Source organism: Geminocystis sp. CENA526 (genome assembly GCF_050753365.1).
GTDB lineage: Bacteria > Cyanobacteriota > Cyanobacteriia > Cyanobacteriales > Cyanobacteriaceae > Geminocystis.
Window position 1 is genome coordinate 60,254 of record NZ_JBLZFY010000003.1, and the last position, 17,025, is coordinate 77,278.

General features: G+C 33.6%; 18 protein-coding genes. 14 read left to right on the plus strand and 4 right to left on the minus strand.

The features are described from left to right. Positions 1-43 precede the first annotated feature (43 nt). Complete coding sequence (locus ACN4EE_RS01850; RefSeq protein ID WP_431704695.1) at positions 44-403, plus strand: hypothetical protein; 360 nt, start codon at positions 44-46, stop codon at positions 401-403. A gap of 49 nt (positions 404-452) precedes the next feature. Here the strand turns inward: ACN4EE_RS01850 and dnaE are convergent, their stop codons facing one another. The 3 genes from dnaE to ACN4EE_RS01865 form a co-directional block, all read right to left on the minus strand. Continuing rightward, positions 453-4,274 carry a DNA polymerase III subunit alpha gene (gene dnaE, locus ACN4EE_RS01855; RefSeq protein WP_431704696.1) on the minus strand — a complete coding sequence of 1,274 codons (3,822 nt, stop codon included), beginning with the start codon at positions 4,272-4,274 and terminating at the stop codon, positions 453-455. 141 nt (positions 4,275-4,415) lie between these two features. Further along, positions 4,416-4,676, minus strand: coding sequence for a hypothetical protein (locus ACN4EE_RS01860; RefSeq protein WP_431704697.1), 261 nt, complete (start codon positions 4,674-4,676; stop codon positions 4,416-4,418). 226 nt (positions 4,677-4,902) lie between these two features. Then, complete coding sequence (locus ACN4EE_RS01865) at positions 4,903-5,457, minus strand: hypothetical protein (RefSeq protein ID WP_431704698.1); 555 nt, start codon at positions 5,455-5,457, stop codon at positions 4,903-4,905. A 403-nt stretch (positions 5,458-5,860) separates the two neighbouring features. On the opposite strand from ACN4EE_RS01865, the gene ACN4EE_RS01870 reads away from it, so the two are divergent. From ACN4EE_RS01870 to ACN4EE_RS01905, 8 genes are all read left to right on the plus strand, one after another. Beyond that, positions 5,861-6,229, plus strand: coding sequence for a nucleotidyltransferase family protein (locus tag ACN4EE_RS01870; RefSeq protein ID WP_431704699.1), 369 nt, complete (start codon positions 5,861-5,863; stop codon positions 6,227-6,229). Next, on the plus strand, positions 6,213-6,722 hold the full coding sequence (locus ACN4EE_RS01875; protein WP_431704700.1) for a ribonuclease toxin HepT-like protein: 510 nt from the start codon (positions 6,213-6,215) through the stop codon (positions 6,720-6,722). The genes ACN4EE_RS01870 and ACN4EE_RS01875 overlap by 17 nt, the downstream gene beginning before the upstream one ends. 129 nt (positions 6,723-6,851) lie before the next feature. Next, a complete protein-coding gene (locus ACN4EE_RS01880; RefSeq protein ID WP_431704701.1) occupies positions 6,852-7,220 on the plus strand; it encodes a 2Fe-2S iron-sulfur cluster-binding protein in 369 nt (122 codons plus the stop codon). A gap of 315 nt (positions 7,221-7,535) precedes the next feature. Next, on the plus strand, positions 7,536-8,567 hold the full coding sequence (gene trpD, locus ACN4EE_RS01885; RefSeq protein ID WP_431704702.1) for an anthranilate phosphoribosyltransferase: 1,032 nt from the start codon (positions 7,536-7,538) through the stop codon (positions 8,565-8,567). A 362-nt stretch (positions 8,568-8,929) separates the two neighbouring features. Further along, positions 8,930-10,210 (plus strand): cell division protein FtsZ, encoded by a 1,281-nt coding sequence (gene ftsZ / locus ACN4EE_RS01890; RefSeq protein WP_431704703.1) that lies wholly within the window; start codon positions 8,930-8,932, stop codon positions 10,208-10,210. 114 nt (positions 10,211-10,324) lie between these two features. Beyond that, entirely contained in the window at positions 10,325-10,645 is a 321-nt protein-coding gene (locus ACN4EE_RS01895; RefSeq protein ID WP_431704704.1) for a nucleoside triphosphate pyrophosphohydrolase family protein, read from the plus strand. A gap of 64 nt (positions 10,646-10,709) precedes the next feature. Next, entirely contained in the window at positions 10,710-11,405 is a 696-nt protein-coding gene (gene thyX / locus ACN4EE_RS01900) for an FAD-dependent thymidylate synthase (RefSeq protein ID WP_431704705.1), read from the plus strand. 141 nt (positions 11,406-11,546) lie between these two features. Then, positions 11,547-11,837, plus strand: a complete 291-nt coding sequence (locus ACN4EE_RS01905) for a hypothetical protein (protein ID WP_431704706.1) — start codon at positions 11,547-11,549, stop codon at positions 11,835-11,837. A gap of 471 nt (positions 11,838-12,308) precedes the next feature. Here ACN4EE_RS01905 and ACN4EE_RS01910 read toward each other — a convergent pair whose 3' ends face one another. After that, positions 12,309-13,772, minus strand: coding sequence for a M16 family metallopeptidase (locus ACN4EE_RS01910; protein WP_431704707.1), 1,464 nt, complete (start codon positions 13,770-13,772; stop codon positions 12,309-12,311). Positions 13,773-14,137: 365 nt separating this feature from the next. On the opposite strand from ACN4EE_RS01910, the gene folB reads away from it, so the two are divergent. From folB to msrB, 5 genes are all read left to right on the plus strand, one after another. Further along, entirely contained in the window at positions 14,138-14,494 is a 357-nt protein-coding gene (gene folB, locus ACN4EE_RS01915) for a dihydroneopterin aldolase (RefSeq protein ID WP_431704708.1), read from the plus strand. A 560-nt stretch (positions 14,495-15,054) separates the two neighbouring features. After that, positions 15,055-15,258 carry a hypothetical protein gene (locus ACN4EE_RS01920; RefSeq protein ID WP_431704709.1) on the plus strand — a complete coding sequence of 68 codons (204 nt, stop codon included), beginning with the start codon at positions 15,055-15,057 and terminating at the stop codon, positions 15,256-15,258. Next, positions 15,236-15,805 carry a DUF3318 domain-containing protein gene (locus ACN4EE_RS01925; protein ID WP_431704710.1) on the plus strand — a complete coding sequence of 190 codons (570 nt, stop codon included), beginning with the start codon at positions 15,236-15,238 and terminating at the stop codon, positions 15,803-15,805. The genes ACN4EE_RS01920 and ACN4EE_RS01925 overlap by 23 nt, the downstream gene beginning before the upstream one ends. Positions 15,806-15,850: 45 nt before the next feature. Further along, on the plus strand, positions 15,851-16,420 hold the full coding sequence (locus tag ACN4EE_RS01930) for a hypothetical protein (RefSeq protein WP_431704711.1): 570 nt from the start codon (positions 15,851-15,853) through the stop codon (positions 16,418-16,420). A 124-nt stretch (positions 16,421-16,544) separates the two neighbouring features. After that, entirely contained in the window at positions 16,545-16,967 is a 423-nt protein-coding gene (gene msrB / locus ACN4EE_RS01935) for a peptide-methionine (R)-S-oxide reductase MsrB (protein ID WP_431704712.1), read from the plus strand. Positions 16,968-17,025 lie beyond the last annotated feature (58 nt).

A 17,025-nucleotide genomic window follows, 5' to 3' on the forward strand; every position in this document is an offset into this window, starting at 1 on the left:
AAAATCACTTATCATAGTTATATTAATACAGTATTTGTAACTCATGAGTAAACTGTTAAAGATTTTATCTGTAGGCACAATATTATTCACTCCCTTACTAATCCCTAATTTAGCAGAAGCCAAAGAAGCGTTGTGTGTGGTAAAAATACCTTCTGATCAGATATATTTTCGGGATAAATGTAATTTTCAGCAGTATGGTGGCGATGGTAGTTTTTCTATTCAAGCTAAATCTGGGTTGATAGCGGATCGGATATCTATTAGTGTACAAATTATTAGACCGGGGGTTGCTGATGTTCGGGGAGTGACGACAATGGGAATTAACTCCCGTTGGGGAGAAGCAAGACGCTCTCCGTCTGATAAAGCCTGTTGGGTAGGTGATGATTTTACTATTTGTGCTTATTAATTAATTCGATCGAGGTTTTTTTGTGATAACATTTCAGTTAGTAAAGACATTAAATATTAACTTCAAAAAGTTCTAATTCTTCGTCAAAAATTCGATCGATCTCTACCATTTCACCATTTTCGATCATCATTTTATGATCTTTAGTTGCCCTAATTATTCTACCATCTTCTAATTCATATTCAAACACTTCTTGCACACCTCGATCGTGCCATTGAACGATATTTTGAGTATAAATAAAACCATTTTTATCCACACTATACACTTGACAATTAATCTTTTCTTCCACGATTTTACCGATAGGAATTGCCCCGACTTCTACCGTCAAAACTTCCGTATCATAACTTAAACAATATTCAGCAAATTGAACCATTTGTTTAAATAAATTTTCAGCAATTTCTTGTTTAACACCATTTTTAATAGCACCATCAATAAAAATTTCTCGATGTTTTTGCATCTCAGAAGCCTTCTTTTTACCCATAGCGCGACGCAATAAATCGGCTTCTCCTAACGAATAACCTGCTAAATCCTGTGCCATTTTCATAATTTGTTCCTGATAGCAATTATGAGTAACAATATTATTAGCGAGAAAATAAGGAGAATTTTGATCTTCCATTTCTATATCAAAACACTCCTGTTTTCCTATTTCTTCGATACTAATTACATAAACAGGACGCACATCTTGAAGATAGGTTTTTTCGTATAAAAATTGATAAAATTTTTCCCAGTTTTCTAGTTTAATACTATACTGTGATTTTTTAGGCTTAAATAAGGTTGACTTTGTTAAAGAGCGTTTTAAAGTTGTTCTAGTTTTTGAGTCTGTTTCTGTGAGAGAATGAGCTAATAATTGACTAAATTCTTGACTATTAATAGGTAAATAGTTTTCACTAATTTGATATTTTTTATGAGGTAGTTTCGATTCTTTTACTATTTGTTTAAATCTAGTCTTATCAAGAATATAAACAGCATTATCTTTCAGATAATAACTAATTTTGAAAGTACTTAATAAGTCTCCTAACTGTTGTAATAACTGAGGAGAAATACTGCGAAAATAGATTAATTTATCACCATAGCAACCATCACTATCCCAAAGTCCTCTCAATAATTCTATTCGATCGAACTCAGAAAAATCAAGAAAATGAGGAGGTAAATGTTTATTTTTTGCTCTAACTTTCCATGTTTTATTACCATAAATATTATCCATGAATTGTGTTAAAGGAGTAGGGAAAGGGGCAGTATTAAATTTAACATAAGCATACCAACAACGAGTGTGAAAATAATATTTTGCTTCCCCTCCCCAAGTCATCGCCATTAAATTAGCTACCCATTGAGCAGTTTCTTCTTCACTGCAAGTAACATTAGGTGTCGAACTTGCTAAATTACCATCTCCGATCAATAATCCTAATAAATAGGCTTCATTTTTTCTCAGTTTAATATTATTCTTACTAACTAACCATTTTTCATACAACACAGAATTATAAATATGAGCATTTTTAAGATTATTTTCTGCATTTAATTCCCAGACAAATTTATCCCCTTCAGGAGTAAGAAAACGATGATTTTTAGTCGTGTAAATTTCTGTACCAGTGGACAAAGTAATCCTAACAACATCTTTAATACCACTACTCCATTTTTTAGCAACGGTTGCCTCCCAAACCTTCTCTCCATTACCTGTTAAAATAACTTCTCCAGCTTGGATATTTTCAATTTTTTCGTAACCACCATCAGGTTTATTAATTAAAGTACCTTTCGCCAAACATAAAACGCCGTAAGTTTCTGTTAAAATAGGTTTTAATAAGGGATGCTGAAACTCAATTTTTTCTCTACCGTGTTTTCGATCGATAAAAATAGGTATTAACCCCGCATCCAGAGGACCTGGACGATAAAGAGCTAAAATCGAAGAAATATCCTCAATACCAGACGGTTTTAAATCTTTAACAATCTGTTTCATGCCGTCAGACTCAAGCTGAAAAACCCCTTCCAAATCTCCTCTTTCTAAAAGGGCGTGAGTTTGTGCCACATCGTATGGTAACTTTTTACTTGTACCCTTAGCAATAATTTCTAAGGCTTTTCTTTCCCCTAAAGGCAACTCATCCACATCAATAGTTATGTTTTGATTTTGCTTAATTAATTCCGCAGTTTTTTGAATTGTGGTTAAGTTTTTTAAGCCTAAAAAATCCATTTTTAATAAGCCTAAAGACTCTAAATCTTCCATAAAATACTGAGTAATAACAGCACCTTCATTATTTTTTTGTAAAGGCACAATTTCATCTAATCTTTCACTAGAAATGACAACTCCTGCCGCATGAACTCCAAAAGTTTTATTCGTACCTTCAATTCTAATTGCCATGTCTAACCACTTCTTAACATGAGGCTCGTTATCATATTTTTCTTTAAATTCTGGTGCTGGTGTTTCCTCAGAAATCATCACTTTTAACTTAGTAGGTTTTCCTCTGGAAACGGGAATCAATTTTGCCATATAATCTGCTTCTGAGTAAGGAATACCAATAACTCTAGCCACATCTTTTAATACTGATTTAGAAGTTAAACGGTTAAAAGTAATAATTTGTGCAACGTTATCTTCACCGTATTTCTCTGTGACATATTTTATCATTTGATCTCTTTTTTCTATACAGAAATCTGTATCAACATCGGGCATAGATTTACGCTCAGGATTTAAAAATCTTTCAAATAATAAACCGTGATGAACGGGATCAATATTTGTAATTCCTAAAGCATAAGCCACTAACGAACCAGCCGCCGAACCTCGCCCAGGTCCCACTGGAATATTATTGTCTCTTGCGTATTTAATATAGTCCCAAACTACTAAGAAATAGGTACAAAAACCCATTTGTTCCATCATCTTTAATTCATACTCTAATCTTTCTCTATATTCTTGAGAAATCTCACTGCGTTTATAGCATTTTAAGCGCTTTAAAAGTCCTTCCCAAGTCACTTCTTCTAAGAAACTTTCGGCGGTGTGTCCTGCTGGTACTTCATAATTAGGAATACGAGGTTCACCTAATACATTATAAGGTTTAATTTTATCCGCTATTTCTAAAGTATTTTTGAGCGCTTTTTCTATAGTTTCACTATCAAGATGATCCCGAAATAATAGCCTCATTTCTTCTTCCGATTTAAGGTATTCTGTTCCCGAATAACGTAGTCTTTTTAACTCCTCAATATTAGTCTTAGTATTAATACATAAAAGGGCATCATGGGCTTCGACATCATTACAGGAAATAAAGTGAGAATCATTAGTAGCAACTATTTTTATGTCTAATTTCTCACTGATTTTGACAATTTCAGTGTTAACTATTCTATCTTCTTGTGAGCCATGATCTTGAATTTCTAAATAAAAATCATCCCCAAAAACTTTTTTATACCACTTAGCAACTTCCCTCGCTCTTTTATAATTTCCTTGTAAAATTGCTTGGGGAATTTCTCCTCCTAAACAGGCACTGGTGACGATTAATCCTTCATGATATTCTTCTAATAATTCTTTATTGATACAAGGGCGACTAAAAATGCCTTTTCCTTGCATTCCTTGAAGATGAGAAATAGTTGTTAATTTAACTAAATTTTGATAACCTTTTTTGTCTTTTGCTAAAACTATTTGATGATATTTTTTGATTTTTTTATGGGGTTCTTGTATGTCTCCATTAATTACATACATTTCATTACCAATAATAGGCTTAATACCCGTATTCATACAGTTTTTAATCAGTTGTATCGCACCATACATCACACCATGATCTGTAATGGCGATCGCTGGCATATTTAGTTGTGTAGCACGATCGATCAAGGCGGGGATTTGAGAAGCGCCATCGAGAAGACTGTAATCCGTATGAATATGTAAACCAACAAAAGACATTTAAAGAATTAGGAATTAGGAATTAGGAATTAGGAATTAGGAATTAGGAATTAGGAATTAGGAATTAATACTACGACAATCTATTTTGCATCAGTACTTAACTTGTTAATTCTACATTCTGCATTTTTAATTCTACATTCTTTATTCTACCTGTTGTTGATCTCGATCGAGTTCGTGATTGTTAGGAAGGGGAGATTCTTCTGTATCGTCTGTGTCTGAAGGATTATCTTGATTAACGTTTTCATCCCAGTCGGAGTCATAACGATTCCAAGGGAGAATCGGCTTATTAGGCAAATTTTCGGTTAATACAGTAATATTATCTAAATCTGGCTCTGGTAATTTTACTTTTGGTTCATCGTCATTGTGTTCAGAAATTGAATTAGAATTAGAATCATTAGTCATAACCTCTCCTCAATAATTTTCGATTAAATGGCTTTAAGTTCTTTTATTTGTGAATTATATAACGTTCTAAATCCTTTGTAAATGATAGCAATATTATCAATAAAATTTTAGTGGTTTTATTAAACCATTCTAAATTATAATATCTCAATTATTAAATTGTAAAATTCGATCGATATTAAATTTTATCAATATTATTTTAACAATAATAAAAAACTAAATTGTTAATTTATTTGACTACTAATACAGGAACAAAATAAGTACTTAAAATGTGAAGCATAATGCAAATAGCAATAGCTAAAGTGGTATAAGCAGAATAAATTAAACATTGAGAAATATCATCAATTCTTCTTTTATTTGCTTTATAAATTTCTACTAAATTAGCCATCATTTGTAATTGATATTCTTCGGGGGATAAGGCTAAATAACGTTCTAAAAATTTATTATCTTCCAAGTTAGGACTAATAATAACTTGACGAGGTAAAAAGGCATTAATTAAAAGCACAAAATTAATTAAAAATCCTAACACTTCTAACAGACTAAAAAAGCTAGGAATATAAATTAAACGAGAAATACTTAAACTGGTTAATAAAGCACCATTTACCACGAATAATATATTTAATTTGGTGGTTAAAATATTGGCTTGTTCGTGTTGTTGTTGACAAACATTGCGGACATCTTCGGAAGCTAAATTAAGGGTAACTTGGCTTAAACAATCGTCCATAGAGGGAATAGAAAGATGTTCTTTAATGAGGGAGTTAAGGGGAATAAGTGTTGTCACCATAGGTTATAATTACATCCTTGATCATTAATGATAAAATATCAAAGTTACATTTATTTTCTCGGTTTTTTTCCTAAAAATATTCACAAGAAAACTTCCCCAATATTTAACAACTTTAGCAGAGTTTTTAGTTATTAAAATCTTGGGTTTAGATTATGGTTGTTATGAGCTATGAGATTTTAACAAAACTTTACAGTCTCAAAAATTCGATCGATTAGCTCTATTTCTATTATGCTCGATCGAGGCAATTTTGGTAAGTATTTTAAAAAATATTTTGCAGTACAATAAAAACTATTTTTAGTACAATAAATTTGATTAAGGTTATTAGACATCTGGGAAAAATTAGTAGAATAAGGGTTAAAACCCTAACTACAAACAGATAAAAAATATTCTCTGGAGAAGTCTAATGAATACCGAAGATAGTCATATTCAGTATTGGAAAAATAAAATTAGTCAACAAAAACAAAACCAGATTGAAGAAAAACGGAAAGCAAGAGAGGTTTTAAAGACAATAAAACAGGTATTAATTGAGGATTTTAATGTGAATAAAATAATTTTATTTGGTTCTTTATTAACTGATAAATTTGATGATGAATCTGATATTGATTTAGCGGTAGGGGGTATTAAAACAAGTGATTATTTTCGAGCTTTTGCTGTAGTTAATGACTTAGGAGGAAAATATATGATTGATTTAAAACCATTGGAAGATTTAGAACCTTATTTCTTAGCAAAGGTATTAAAAAAAGGAGAATGTATTTATGAGAAAAATAAATAAAAGCCAAATATTAGAAATAATTACTGATATTAATAATGAATTATCGAGGATGGATCAACTAGAAAAAGAAATCAAAGAAACCTATGAAAAAATCCCACAATATCCAGAATTAATCACCATGCTCCATGAGAGTTTAGCATTAAAACTGCACAATTTTTACACTGGTTGTGAACGTATTTTTCAAATCATTGCCGATGAGTTAAATGGGGGAAAACCATCTAGTTTTGATTGGCATAGACGTTTACTGGAAAGAATGGCAAATGAACAAATCGATCGACCTTGTGTAATAACTATAGATACAGTAAAACAGTTAAAAGACTATTTAGGATTTAGGCATATTGTTAGAAATATTTATGGTTTTGAATTAGATACTAATAGATTAAAAATACTAATTGATAATTATTTCATTGTTTGGCATAATTTTAAGGAAGATATAAACAATTTTTTAGCATGGCTTGATCAATTAAAAGATTCGATCGAAGATTTAGATTAGATGAAAAAGAAAAGAAAAATATTTACAATTCAAAATCATAAAATTCTAAGGGATTGCGAACGAAACTTAGGAAAGAAGATATAATCTTCGGTTATAATAAATTGAAAACCTTGCAATTATTAATGAATAATGGTTAAAACTTATCAAGTAACTATTCATAATCGACAAACTAACACCAGTGAAACGGTTATTGTACCTGAAGATAGATACATTTTAAACACAGCAGAACATCAAGACGTTGAACCGCCTTTCTCTTGTCGTAATGGTGCGTGTACTACTTGTGCCGTGAAAATTATTGAAGGAGAAGTATATCAACCCGAAGCTATGGGATTATCCCCCGATTTACAAAAACAGGGTTATGCTCTATTATGTGTGTCCTATCCTCGATCGAACCTAGTAGTAGAAACGCAGGACGAAGATGAGGTATATGAATTACAATTTGGACGTTATTTTGGGAGAGGAAAAGTTCGTTTTGGTTTCCCCATTGAGGAAGATTAAGCTAGTTGGTATTTAAGTCGTCTGATTGAGATAGGCAAAAGGCAAAAGTTAATATCAGTAAATAGTTATCAGTATTATTAACTATTAGACTTCTCCAATTATTATGATTTTACCACCGTAGAACAGGCATCTTGCCTGTATTTTTGAATATTTCTATTAGAAAAAAATGTAAGTTAAATGCGTCTTAGCTTAAAACTTTTGTAACAAAAAAGTGTGTTCTAGGTCATCACTACCCATGAGAAATTTTGGCTATGAGGTTGAATTGAGCTAAAGTCGATGATAGGATAACCACATAATCTTATCAAATTTAGATTTATGACTCAAGATTGGTCAAACTTACTCACCCAATTACTCGATAAACAATCTTTAACCCAAAGCCAAGCCTCCCGTTTAATGGAAGGATGGTTAAAAGAAGAAATCCCTCCCGTCTTATCGGGGGCAATTTTAGCCTCCATCCAAGCTAAAGGGGTTAGTGGTACAGAGTTAGCAGGAATGGCTCAAGTATTACAAGCTCAATCTCGTAACTCCGAAAATCTCAATCATCCTTATCCTGTTATTGACACTTGTGGTACTGGTGGTGATGGAGCTTCTACTTTTAATATTTCTACGGCGGTGGCTTTTGTGGCGGCGGCTGCAGGTGTAAAAGTGGCAAAACACGGAAATCGATCGGCTTCTAGTAAAGTCGGTTCAGCCGATGTATTAGAATATTTAGGGATCAAGTTAAACGGTGAAGAAACCTTATATAAACAAGCCTTAAACGAGGTGGGGATCACTTTTTTGTTTGCCCCCGGATGGCATCCGGCAATGAAAGCTGTTGTACCTTTGAGAAAAGAATTGAAGGTAAGAACCATCTTTAACCTATTAGGTCCTTTAGTCAATCCCCTACGCCCCACAGGGCAAATAATTGGGGTATATGATGCTAAATTTATTGAGCCAGTGGTGACAGCTTTAAAATCTTTATCTCTTAACCGTGCGATCGTACTTCATGGGCGAGAAAAACTAGACGAGGCAGGATTAGGAGACATCACGGATTTAGCCCTATTTCAAGAGGGAGAAATTACCATTACTACCTTAAATCCTGAGCAGTTAAATTTAACCGTAGCGCCTCTAAGCGCCCTCAAAGGAGGAGATGTAGCAGAAAATGCAGAAATTTTAACAAAAGTATTGCAAGGTAAAGGTACACCTGCTCAAAATGATGCGGTGATTCTTAACGCTTCTTTAGCCTTACAAGTGGGGGAAGTAGTACCAATGGGAGATCATCAAAGTTCGATCGAGCTTTGTCGTCAAATTCTGGCTAGTGGTACACCTTGGGATAAACTAACAGAATTAGTTAACTTTTTTAATTAAAAAATATAGAGATACACAAAGTAATGCTATATCCTCATTGTGAGGCAATATCAGTAATATTATCTAAGTAAAAATAATGAGTTAAAAATTAAGAAATAAAAAAGAATTGGGTGTTAATTCTACATTCTACATTCTACATTCTAAATTCTCTTTGCAATCTCACAAAATCTCACAAAATCTCACAACTTCTTACAAATAATCAGTAGAGTTTTATTTAATTAATTAGAGAAAAATACTAACAAGTTAAGTTATAATTTTGCTGAGTATTGTAGAACAAAAATTATTTTTATAATAAACTCTTATAGTTAGAGAAATTTAAAACAATCAAAAATTAAATTTCATCCCCAACCTATAACCTACCCATGACAAATGATTACCTAGCACAAATGAATGAATCGGATTTAAACCTTGATGAATATTTAGAACCCACGGCGAAAAAACCAGTTAATCGTAACAACAATTCAACTACTCGCCAAGGTAAACGAGTTAAACAAGGAAATGAGTCACCAGAAACAAATATGAACTTTAATCAAATTATTCCTAGTAACGTGGCACAAATAAAAGTTATTGGTGTGGGCGGAGGAGGTTGTAATGCAGTTAATCGCATGATTCAGGGTAATGTGGTAGGGGTTGAATTTTGGCAAATCAATACCGATGCTCAAGCCCTCGCTCAATCTATGGCGACAAATTGCTTACAAATCGGACAAAAACTCACTAGAGGCTTAGGGGCAGGGGGTAATCCAGCCATTGGGCAAAAAGCCGCCGAAGAATCCAGAGACGAAATAGCCAAAACCTTAGAAAATACAGATTTAGTATTTATCACCGCAGGAATGGGAGGCGGTACAGGTACAGGCGCAGCCCCGATCGTAGCTGAAATAGCCAAAGAAATGGGGTGTTTAACCGTAGGAGTTGTAACTCGTCCTTTTACATTTGAAGGAAGAAGACGCACAACCCAAGCGGAAGATGGCATTCAAGCCTTAGAGGGAAAAGTTGACACCCTCATCGTCATTCCTAACAATAAATTATTATCGGTAATTCCAGCAGAAACTCCTTTACAAGAATCCTTCCGTATGGCGGATGATACCTTAAGACAAGGAGTACAAGGCATCTCTGATATTATTACCATACCCGGTTTAGTCAACGTTGATTTTGCAGACGTTAGAGCCGTTATGGCGGATGCAGGATCAGCTTTAATGGGTATTGGAGTCGGTTCAGGAAAATCAAGGGCAAAAGAAGGCGCTGTGTCGGCAATTTCTTCTCCTTTACTAGAGTCTTCCATTCAAGGGGCAACGGGAGTAGTAATCAACATTACTGGAGGAAGCGATTTAACCTTACATGAAGTGAATATTGCCGCCGAAACCATTTATGAAATAGTTGATCCCAACGCTAATATTATCTTTGGTGCGGTGATTGATGACACCATGCAAGGAGAAATAAGAATTACTGTCATTGCTACAGGCTTTTCTTCTGAAGCAAGAGTTGCTCCTGTAGTAAAAAGTGTCACCACTCCCAAAACAGATACTTTAACAAATCCTAATCCCACTAATCCTGCCACCAATAACCCTAATCCTGATCCTAATAATGTGACACAAGGGTTAGATATTCCTGAATTTTTACAACGTCGTCGTTTTCCTCGCCGTTAAGAAGGGTTAAAACCCTCACTACAAACCAATAACACATTTTTGTAGGGGTTGAACATTGTTCAACCCATTCTCATCAATAGCATTTGCTTTTACACATCAATTTTAAATTATTTTATGAACGTCAAAGAATATCAATTATTAACAAGAAAAACAGCTATTTATCCTCAAGAAACTTTTTTAGAATATCTGACTTTAGGGTTAGCTTCGGAAGCAGGAGAAGTTAGCGGAGTTGTCAAAAAATATATCAGAAAAGATAATGATTTAGAGACGGCAAAAGAAAAACTTGTCAAAGAATTAGGGGATGTAATGTGGTATTGGGCGAGATTATGTGATGAGTTGGGTTTAAATCCCGAAGAAGTAATGGAAAAAAATATTAATAAACTCCTGAATCGACAGGCTAATAATACTTTACAAGGTGACGGTGACGATCGATAAATTAATAGGTAATAAATAGGTAATAGGTAATTATCAATGATTCTGATGAAAATAAATAATTTTTATGAATTATCAAGACCCTTTAAAGGATGGAAAAAGTAGAATAGAACTGATTGATTCTATGGGGAATGATCTTAGCATTGTTAATGATGCTAGAGCTTCTTTTGAGAAAACGTCTTCAGAGTTGAATGATAAAGATATTAAACTCATTAAATATCTCATAACTCATAATCATACCAGTCCTTTTCGTGGTGTAGTGTTTAAGTTTAAAATTAAAGCACCTCTTTATGTATGTCGCCAATGGTGGAAGCATGTAATCGCAAGTAATCATAATGAAGAACAGTTAGGATGGAATGAAAAAAGTTTTCGATATGTTTCGATCGACGACAGCAATGAGTTTTATATTCCTACTGTGTTTCGTAAACAGTCTAAAAACAATAAACAGGCAACGGAGGGTAGTTTAGACACCGAAACCAATAATTTAGCCGTTGAGATTTATCAACAACAGTGTGAGGCTAGTTATGAGGCTTATTCTAAGTTATTATCCTTGGGAGTAGGTAGAGAACAAGCTAGGGGAGTTTTAATTCCTAGTGTCTATACTTCTTGGGTGTGGACTGTTTCCTTACAAGCCTTATTAAATTTTATCAGTTTGCGATTGGGAGAGGGCGCTCAAAGCGAAATCGGTGCTTATGCTCAAGCCATTGTCGAATTGATTACCCCTATAGTTCCTCATTCGATCGAAGCATGGTCTTATGATTAAGTAGAGTCGGCTGAAAAAGTACGAGTAGGGAAAAGGGAAGAGGGAATAGGGAATAGGCAAGAGTTTTAGTTATTTTCAATAACTGAAAAAAAATGCAACTTAAATGCGTTTGAGCTTATTTGGCTTGTTATGTGAAGAACCATGATTGTCCAAGTTTTTGAAGGAAATATCCATGATAATAGGCAGAAAAATGTGAGTAATTCTGAAGCAAAAAAAGCTCAAAAATTTATCGACTTTTTAACAAAAGATGAACAACAAATAATTTTTGCTAACTATGGTTTTCGTCCAATAAATAATTTAGAATTAAAATCTTTAAGCCCTTGGAATCAAAATATTGAAGGTGTAGAAATTAATCCTTCTGTTACTGTTAAATTAAGTCCAACTCCAGAAATCATTAATGAAATTCAAAAAGTTTGGTATCGTAGTAATTAATTTTTGATATAATGGAATTAAATAATAGTTAATGAGGTTTAAATTATGTTTAATGAATACATTAACCTTATCTGGATAGTTTCTATTATCACCATTGCCAGTATTATTATCCTCCCTGCTATGGCTTGGATAATTACACATCATAAACCTACCATGAATAATTAATAATTATGGCTCTTCTACAGTATTTATGCCAAATTAGGGTTTGCTGAATAAATAGGAAGACTAGGAAAATCAAGGGATTCAACACATTAAATTAATAAAAAAGTGTGCAGTTTTCACAATTTTTACTGAAAAACTGAGCATTTTTTACTAAATTTTATTTAAAACAATCTTGTATTATATATTAATATAAAGTCTCAAAACCTTGATTTTTCATTACTTTATCTATTACCCATTACCCATTACCTATTACCTCCCCTCATCAAAATACTTTTTCAGCATCCCCTACTTTGGGAAGAAGGAATACGGTTATAAATGATTCCTAATTGCTATATCAACGTTATTAATAGGTTGATTAAAGTCTTGAAATTCCTCTTTTACTATGGTTTGATTACCGACAATAAGAGTCACTATTTTATCAGGAGTGAGATAAGTTTTAGCAACATTTAAGACATTATTAATAGTGGTATTTTCTACCGCTTTTTGATAGGTAAAAATGAAGTCAGAAGGATAATCATAATATTCATAAGTCATCAATCGAGATAACGTTTGGGAAGGATTTTGGAATTGAAAAACAAAGGAATTGAGAATAGAATTTTTAGCATAATTTAACTCATCTTCGCTGATAGAATCCTTGCGTAAAAGATCGATTTGTTCAATGATAGATTTAACGAATTGTCCTGTAGTTTCTGTTTTAGTTTGCCCTCCTGCCACAAATACTCCCGGAAAATCAAAGTTAGCATTCCACATTCCATAAACAGAATAAGCTAATCCTTGACGAGCTCTGACTTCTTTGTGCAGTCTGCCCCCAAAACCGTTTAAAATGCCATTAATCACGGTGAGAGTAGGATAATTTGGGTCTTTTAATTTACCGCCTAAATGCCCCAATAAAATGTTACTCTGAGTAAGTTGCGGTTGATCTACGATAAAGATACCGTTAGTATTTTGTTGTTGGGGTGTCGTCATGGCAAATTGAGGAGAAGGGGTGGTTACTTGCCAATTACCAAAAGTTTTCTCAATCATCGGCTTAATGGTTTCCGAGTCAAAATCTCCCACAATGCCTAAAATAATATTTTCAGGACGAACATATTTACTATAAAAATCGATTAAATCATTTCGATCGATATTATTCAGGGTTTCATTTTCGATCGTACGCCCATAGGGACTATTTGCACCATAAATTAATTTAGGAAATTCTCGTCTAGCAATTTGTCCGGGGTTATCATTACGACGTGCAATACTTCCTCTTACTCTTGTTTTTTGTAGCTCAAATTGTTGATTATCAAAAGCAGGGGATTGTAAAACCTCCGCAAAAAGAGGTAAAACGCTATCTAAATCATAACTGAGAGCAGAAAAACTGGCACTTCCTACGGTTGTGCCAAAAGATGTTTCGATCGCTGCCGCTTTTTGTTCGAGAATAGAGTTTAACTGATTAGGATTATGATTATTTGTACCCCCTAAACGCATTAAATCCCCTGTGAGGGAAGCTAAACCCACTTGATTGGAAGGTTCAAAACGAGAACCAGTACGAATAAGGGCGCTACCATTAATTAAGGGTAATTGATGATCTTCCATGAGATAAATCACCATACCATTTTTTAACTGATACCGTTCATATTCTGGAATGACAACGGAGGGTAATGGCGGAAATTGCAAGGCTTTGTAACCCGTAGTGGTATCGGCTAAAACTCCTTGACGATTAACAATAATTAAGCAGATTGTAATGATAGTTAGGACGCACCATTGCCAAATTTTGTTTAATTTTAAAACCATATTTTATAATTTAGAATGTCAGTGTTTATAGTTACTAATTTTATGGACATTTATCGATTTTACTCGTAATGGGTTAACGACAAAACTCACTATGAAATCCCCGTTATGATGCTTATATTAACTGACGTTACGCACTCTATGATGAACAAATGTGAAGAAATTGGCAAAATGTTACATAGTTTAATCGAAAAACTAAGTCAAAAGAAAAAACAATGAATTGAATTTTTTTGATTTTTAAACCTGACACCTGAAACCTGACACCTGACACCTACCCTCACCAAAACACTTTTTGAGCAAACCCTACTCATTGATGTGTTTTAACTTATCATAGAACCCATGAATATTAATTAAATTGTTAGATAAATATGGATTGTATTGAGGTAACAGGGATTCGCAGTTATGGTTATACTGGTTTATTGCCTGAAGAAAGAACATTAGGACAATGGTTTGAAGTGGACTTAACTTTATGGTTAGATTTACAAGTATCGGGAAAAAGTGATGATATTAACGACACTGTAGATTATCGTCACGCTATTGACATGGTTAAGCACATTATTAAAACTGCTAAATTTGCTTTAGTCGAAAAATTGGCGGAGGTAATCGCCGAAGATGTCTTAAAATTTGAGTCGATTTCTCAGGTAAGAGTGAAATTGTCTAAACCTTCTCCCCCTATCCCAGATTTTGGCGGTAGAATTACGATCGATATTACCAGACAAAAATAGAGTTTATTGAGTAAGGAGTAAGGAGTAAGGAGTAATGAGTAATGAGTAAGGAGTAAGGAGTAAGGAGTAAGGAGTAAGGAGTAAGCAGTAAGGAGTAAGGAGTAAAGAGTAAGGAGTAAAGAGTAAAGAGTAAGGAGTAAAGAGTAAGCAGTAAGGAGTAATGAGTAAGGAGTAAGGAGTAATGAGTAAGGAGTAAGGAGTAATGAGTAATGAGTAAGGAGTAAGGAGTAATGAGTAAGGAGTAAGGAGTAATGAGTAATGAGTAAGGAGTAAGGAGTAAAGGATAATTTTTAAGTAAACTTTATTTCAACTACGAGAGTCTAAATAAACAAAATTTACAAAACTTTACCTGTTTGTCAATTATTACTAATTTTTTGAGGGGGCAAATTCGACTATTTTTGGCAAGATTTTGAGGTTTTTCGGGTTCAATCACCATCGATCGAGCTTTTATGGCATGATATAAAAAGGGAAGAAATTTGTCAAATTATTAGTATAAGCCCCAAATTGTGAGGAGTGAATTTATTTTGTTTAAAATGATCACTTATTAGGGAGATAAAACTATGATGTACAATTTTAGAAAAATGAGTCATGCGGTGTGGGAGTATCTTAATCAATCTGTCACCCCCAATATCGAACAAGAATCTGTGTGGAAACCGAGTCGTTTCTGGTATCTTTATAAAATTAGATTCCTAGAGGCTTGTTGGTTACAAGAATCTTTTGTACCTCTCCATGAAAGTCAAGATGAGTATAGAACAGGAAATTAATCGATTACAGGATTTAATGCCGGCATCCGCTAGAATATGTTGTCGAATTATCAGTAAACCTCAACAAAAAGAAATTATCACCTTTACATCCTCTCTCCCATGGCAATCAAAAAATCGCCCTATCTATATCAATTTTGAGTTATGGAAACAGTTACCCTTGCCCTCCAGAGATTTACTTTTTTTGCGAACCGTGGCAAAGTTATTAGGGGTAAAATGGCTTAAATTTGACATTTATCAAGGGGTTGCTTTGTCTGCTTTGGGAGGATTAGCTTTTGAGTTGATTAACCAAGATATAGTAGGTATCGCAATTTCTGGCGCGTTAGCATCTCTTGCTATTAATCAAATTTGGCAACAAAATCGCAGTTTAGAAAAGGAAATCGAAGCCGATGAAGGAGGAATAAAAGTCGCTATCCGACGAGGCTATTCTACCACTACGGCTACTCAATCTTTGATCAGTTCGATCGAAAACACCCCGAAAATTGAATCCCGTAGAAGTTTGACAGTCACAGAATTATTAAGAATACAAAATTTGAATCAAAAACTATAGTTTATCCTAGTCGATGTTATATACAAATAATTTTAACGAGATTTTATGACAGATTTTCTCTCTATTTTAAATGATTCGATCGAAACCAAAAAATCGAAACCTCAAGAAGTGGTATCAGCATTACTATCCGCCGAAAAATATAGTCATCACCATAAACCACAATATGATTTTGAACAATTTATGGGTGATTGGCAACTGCATTTTATTACTGGTACAAAAAACAGTCAAAAAAAATTAGGAAATATTATCGGTTCAGGTTTTTACCTTCCTTCTTTAACTCAAGTGATTATTTCTTATTTTAGTAATGAAAATATCAATCAAGGGCGGGTAGAAAATACTGTAAAATTTGGTTTAGTCAAGTTTTCGATCGATGGACCTTGTAAATTTATAGAGAAAAAAAATATCATAGCTTTTGATTTTACTTATCTAATTATGGAGATTTTAGGCACAAAAATTTATCAAACAAATATTAGAAATGGAAGAAAAAGTGAAGCAAATTTTTATCAAACAAATATTAGTAAACAGGCATTTTTTAGCTATTTTTTAGTAACAGATAAATTCATAGGTGCTAGGGGTAGGGGAGGCGGTTTAGCACTATGGAAAAAAAAGCCGTAAAACAGGCATCTTGCCTGTATCTATAAACCGTAACATTTAGTGTATTTTGATGAACTTTATTTACAATCACGTTAGAATAAAGAAGAAATTATTTACAAATCTTAATTATTTGAGTTAATCCAACATGGTAGAAAAAATCAAAAAAACCGAGACGGAATGGAAAGAAATCCTTACCCCCGAACAGTTCCAAGTAACCCGTAAACACGGTACAGAAAGAGCTTTTACCGGTGAATATCACGATTATAAAGGTAAAGGTATCTATAAATGTGTATGCTGTGGTAACGAATTGTTTGTTTCTGACACAAAATATAATTCAGGCACAGGATGGCCTAGTTTTTGGCAACCCGTAAGAGAAGATAGCGTTGCCTATAAAACCGATTTCAGTTTTTTTATGAAAAGAACCGAAGTTTTATGTAATGCTTGTGACGCTCATCTCGGTCATGTTTTTGATGATGGCCCCGAACCCACAGGTAAACGCTATTGTATGAACTCTGTAGCCTTAAAATTTGAACCTAAAGAAACTAATTTGTTGTCAGAAGAAAAATAGTACAGGTGGACAAGGGGGATAGGAGGATAGAAGGATAGGAGGATGAGATTTGTTGACT

Excerpts from the sequence above, each read along its gene's own strand:
- ACN4EE_RS01850 (WP_431704695.1), top strand. The coding sequence starts at position 44 with ATGAGTAAACTGTTAAAGATTTTATCTGTAGGCACAATATTATTCACT.
- dnaE (WP_431704696.1), bottom strand. The coding sequence starts at position 4,274 with ATGTCTTTTGTTGGTTTACATATTCATACGGATTACAGTCTTCTCGAT.
- ACN4EE_RS01860 (WP_431704697.1), bottom strand. The coding sequence starts at position 4,676 with ATGACTAATGATTCTAATTCTAATTCAATTTCTGAACACAATGACGAT.
- ACN4EE_RS01865 (WP_431704698.1), bottom strand. The coding sequence starts at position 5,457 with ATGGTGACAACACTTATTCCCCTTAACTCCCTCATTAAAGAACATCTT.
- ACN4EE_RS01870 (WP_431704699.1), top strand. The coding sequence starts at position 5,861 with ATGAATACCGAAGATAGTCATATTCAGTATTGGAAAAATAAAATTAGT.
- ACN4EE_RS01875 (WP_431704700.1), top strand. The coding sequence starts at position 6,213 with ATGAGAAAAATAAATAAAAGCCAAATATTAGAAATAATTACTGATATT.
- ACN4EE_RS01880 (WP_431704701.1), top strand. The coding sequence starts at position 6,852 with ATGGTTAAAACTTATCAAGTAACTATTCATAATCGACAAACTAACACC.
- trpD (WP_431704702.1), top strand. The coding sequence starts at position 7,536 with ATGACTCAAGATTGGTCAAACTTACTCACCCAATTACTCGATAAACAA.
- ftsZ (WP_431704703.1), top strand. The coding sequence starts at position 8,930 with ATGACAAATGATTACCTAGCACAAATGAATGAATCGGATTTAAACCTT.
- ACN4EE_RS01895 (WP_431704704.1), top strand. The coding sequence starts at position 10,325 with ATGAACGTCAAAGAATATCAATTATTAACAAGAAAAACAGCTATTTAT.
- thyX (WP_431704705.1), top strand. The coding sequence starts at position 10,710 with ATGAATTATCAAGACCCTTTAAAGGATGGAAAAAGTAGAATAGAACTG.
- ACN4EE_RS01905 (WP_431704706.1), top strand. The coding sequence starts at position 11,547 with ATGATTGTCCAAGTTTTTGAAGGAAATATCCATGATAATAGGCAGAAA.
- ACN4EE_RS01910 (WP_431704707.1), bottom strand. The coding sequence starts at position 13,772 with ATGGTTTTAAAATTAAACAAAATTTGGCAATGGTGCGTCCTAACTATC.
- folB (WP_431704708.1), top strand. The coding sequence starts at position 14,138 with ATGGATTGTATTGAGGTAACAGGGATTCGCAGTTATGGTTATACTGGT.
- ACN4EE_RS01920 (WP_431704709.1), top strand. The coding sequence starts at position 15,055 with ATGATGTACAATTTTAGAAAAATGAGTCATGCGGTGTGGGAGTATCTT.
- ACN4EE_RS01925 (WP_431704710.1), top strand. The coding sequence starts at position 15,236 with ATGAGTATAGAACAGGAAATTAATCGATTACAGGATTTAATGCCGGCA.
- ACN4EE_RS01930 (WP_431704711.1), top strand. The coding sequence starts at position 15,851 with ATGACAGATTTTCTCTCTATTTTAAATGATTCGATCGAAACCAAAAAA.
- msrB (WP_431704712.1), top strand. The coding sequence starts at position 16,545 with ATGGTAGAAAAAATCAAAAAAACCGAGACGGAATGGAAAGAAATCCTT.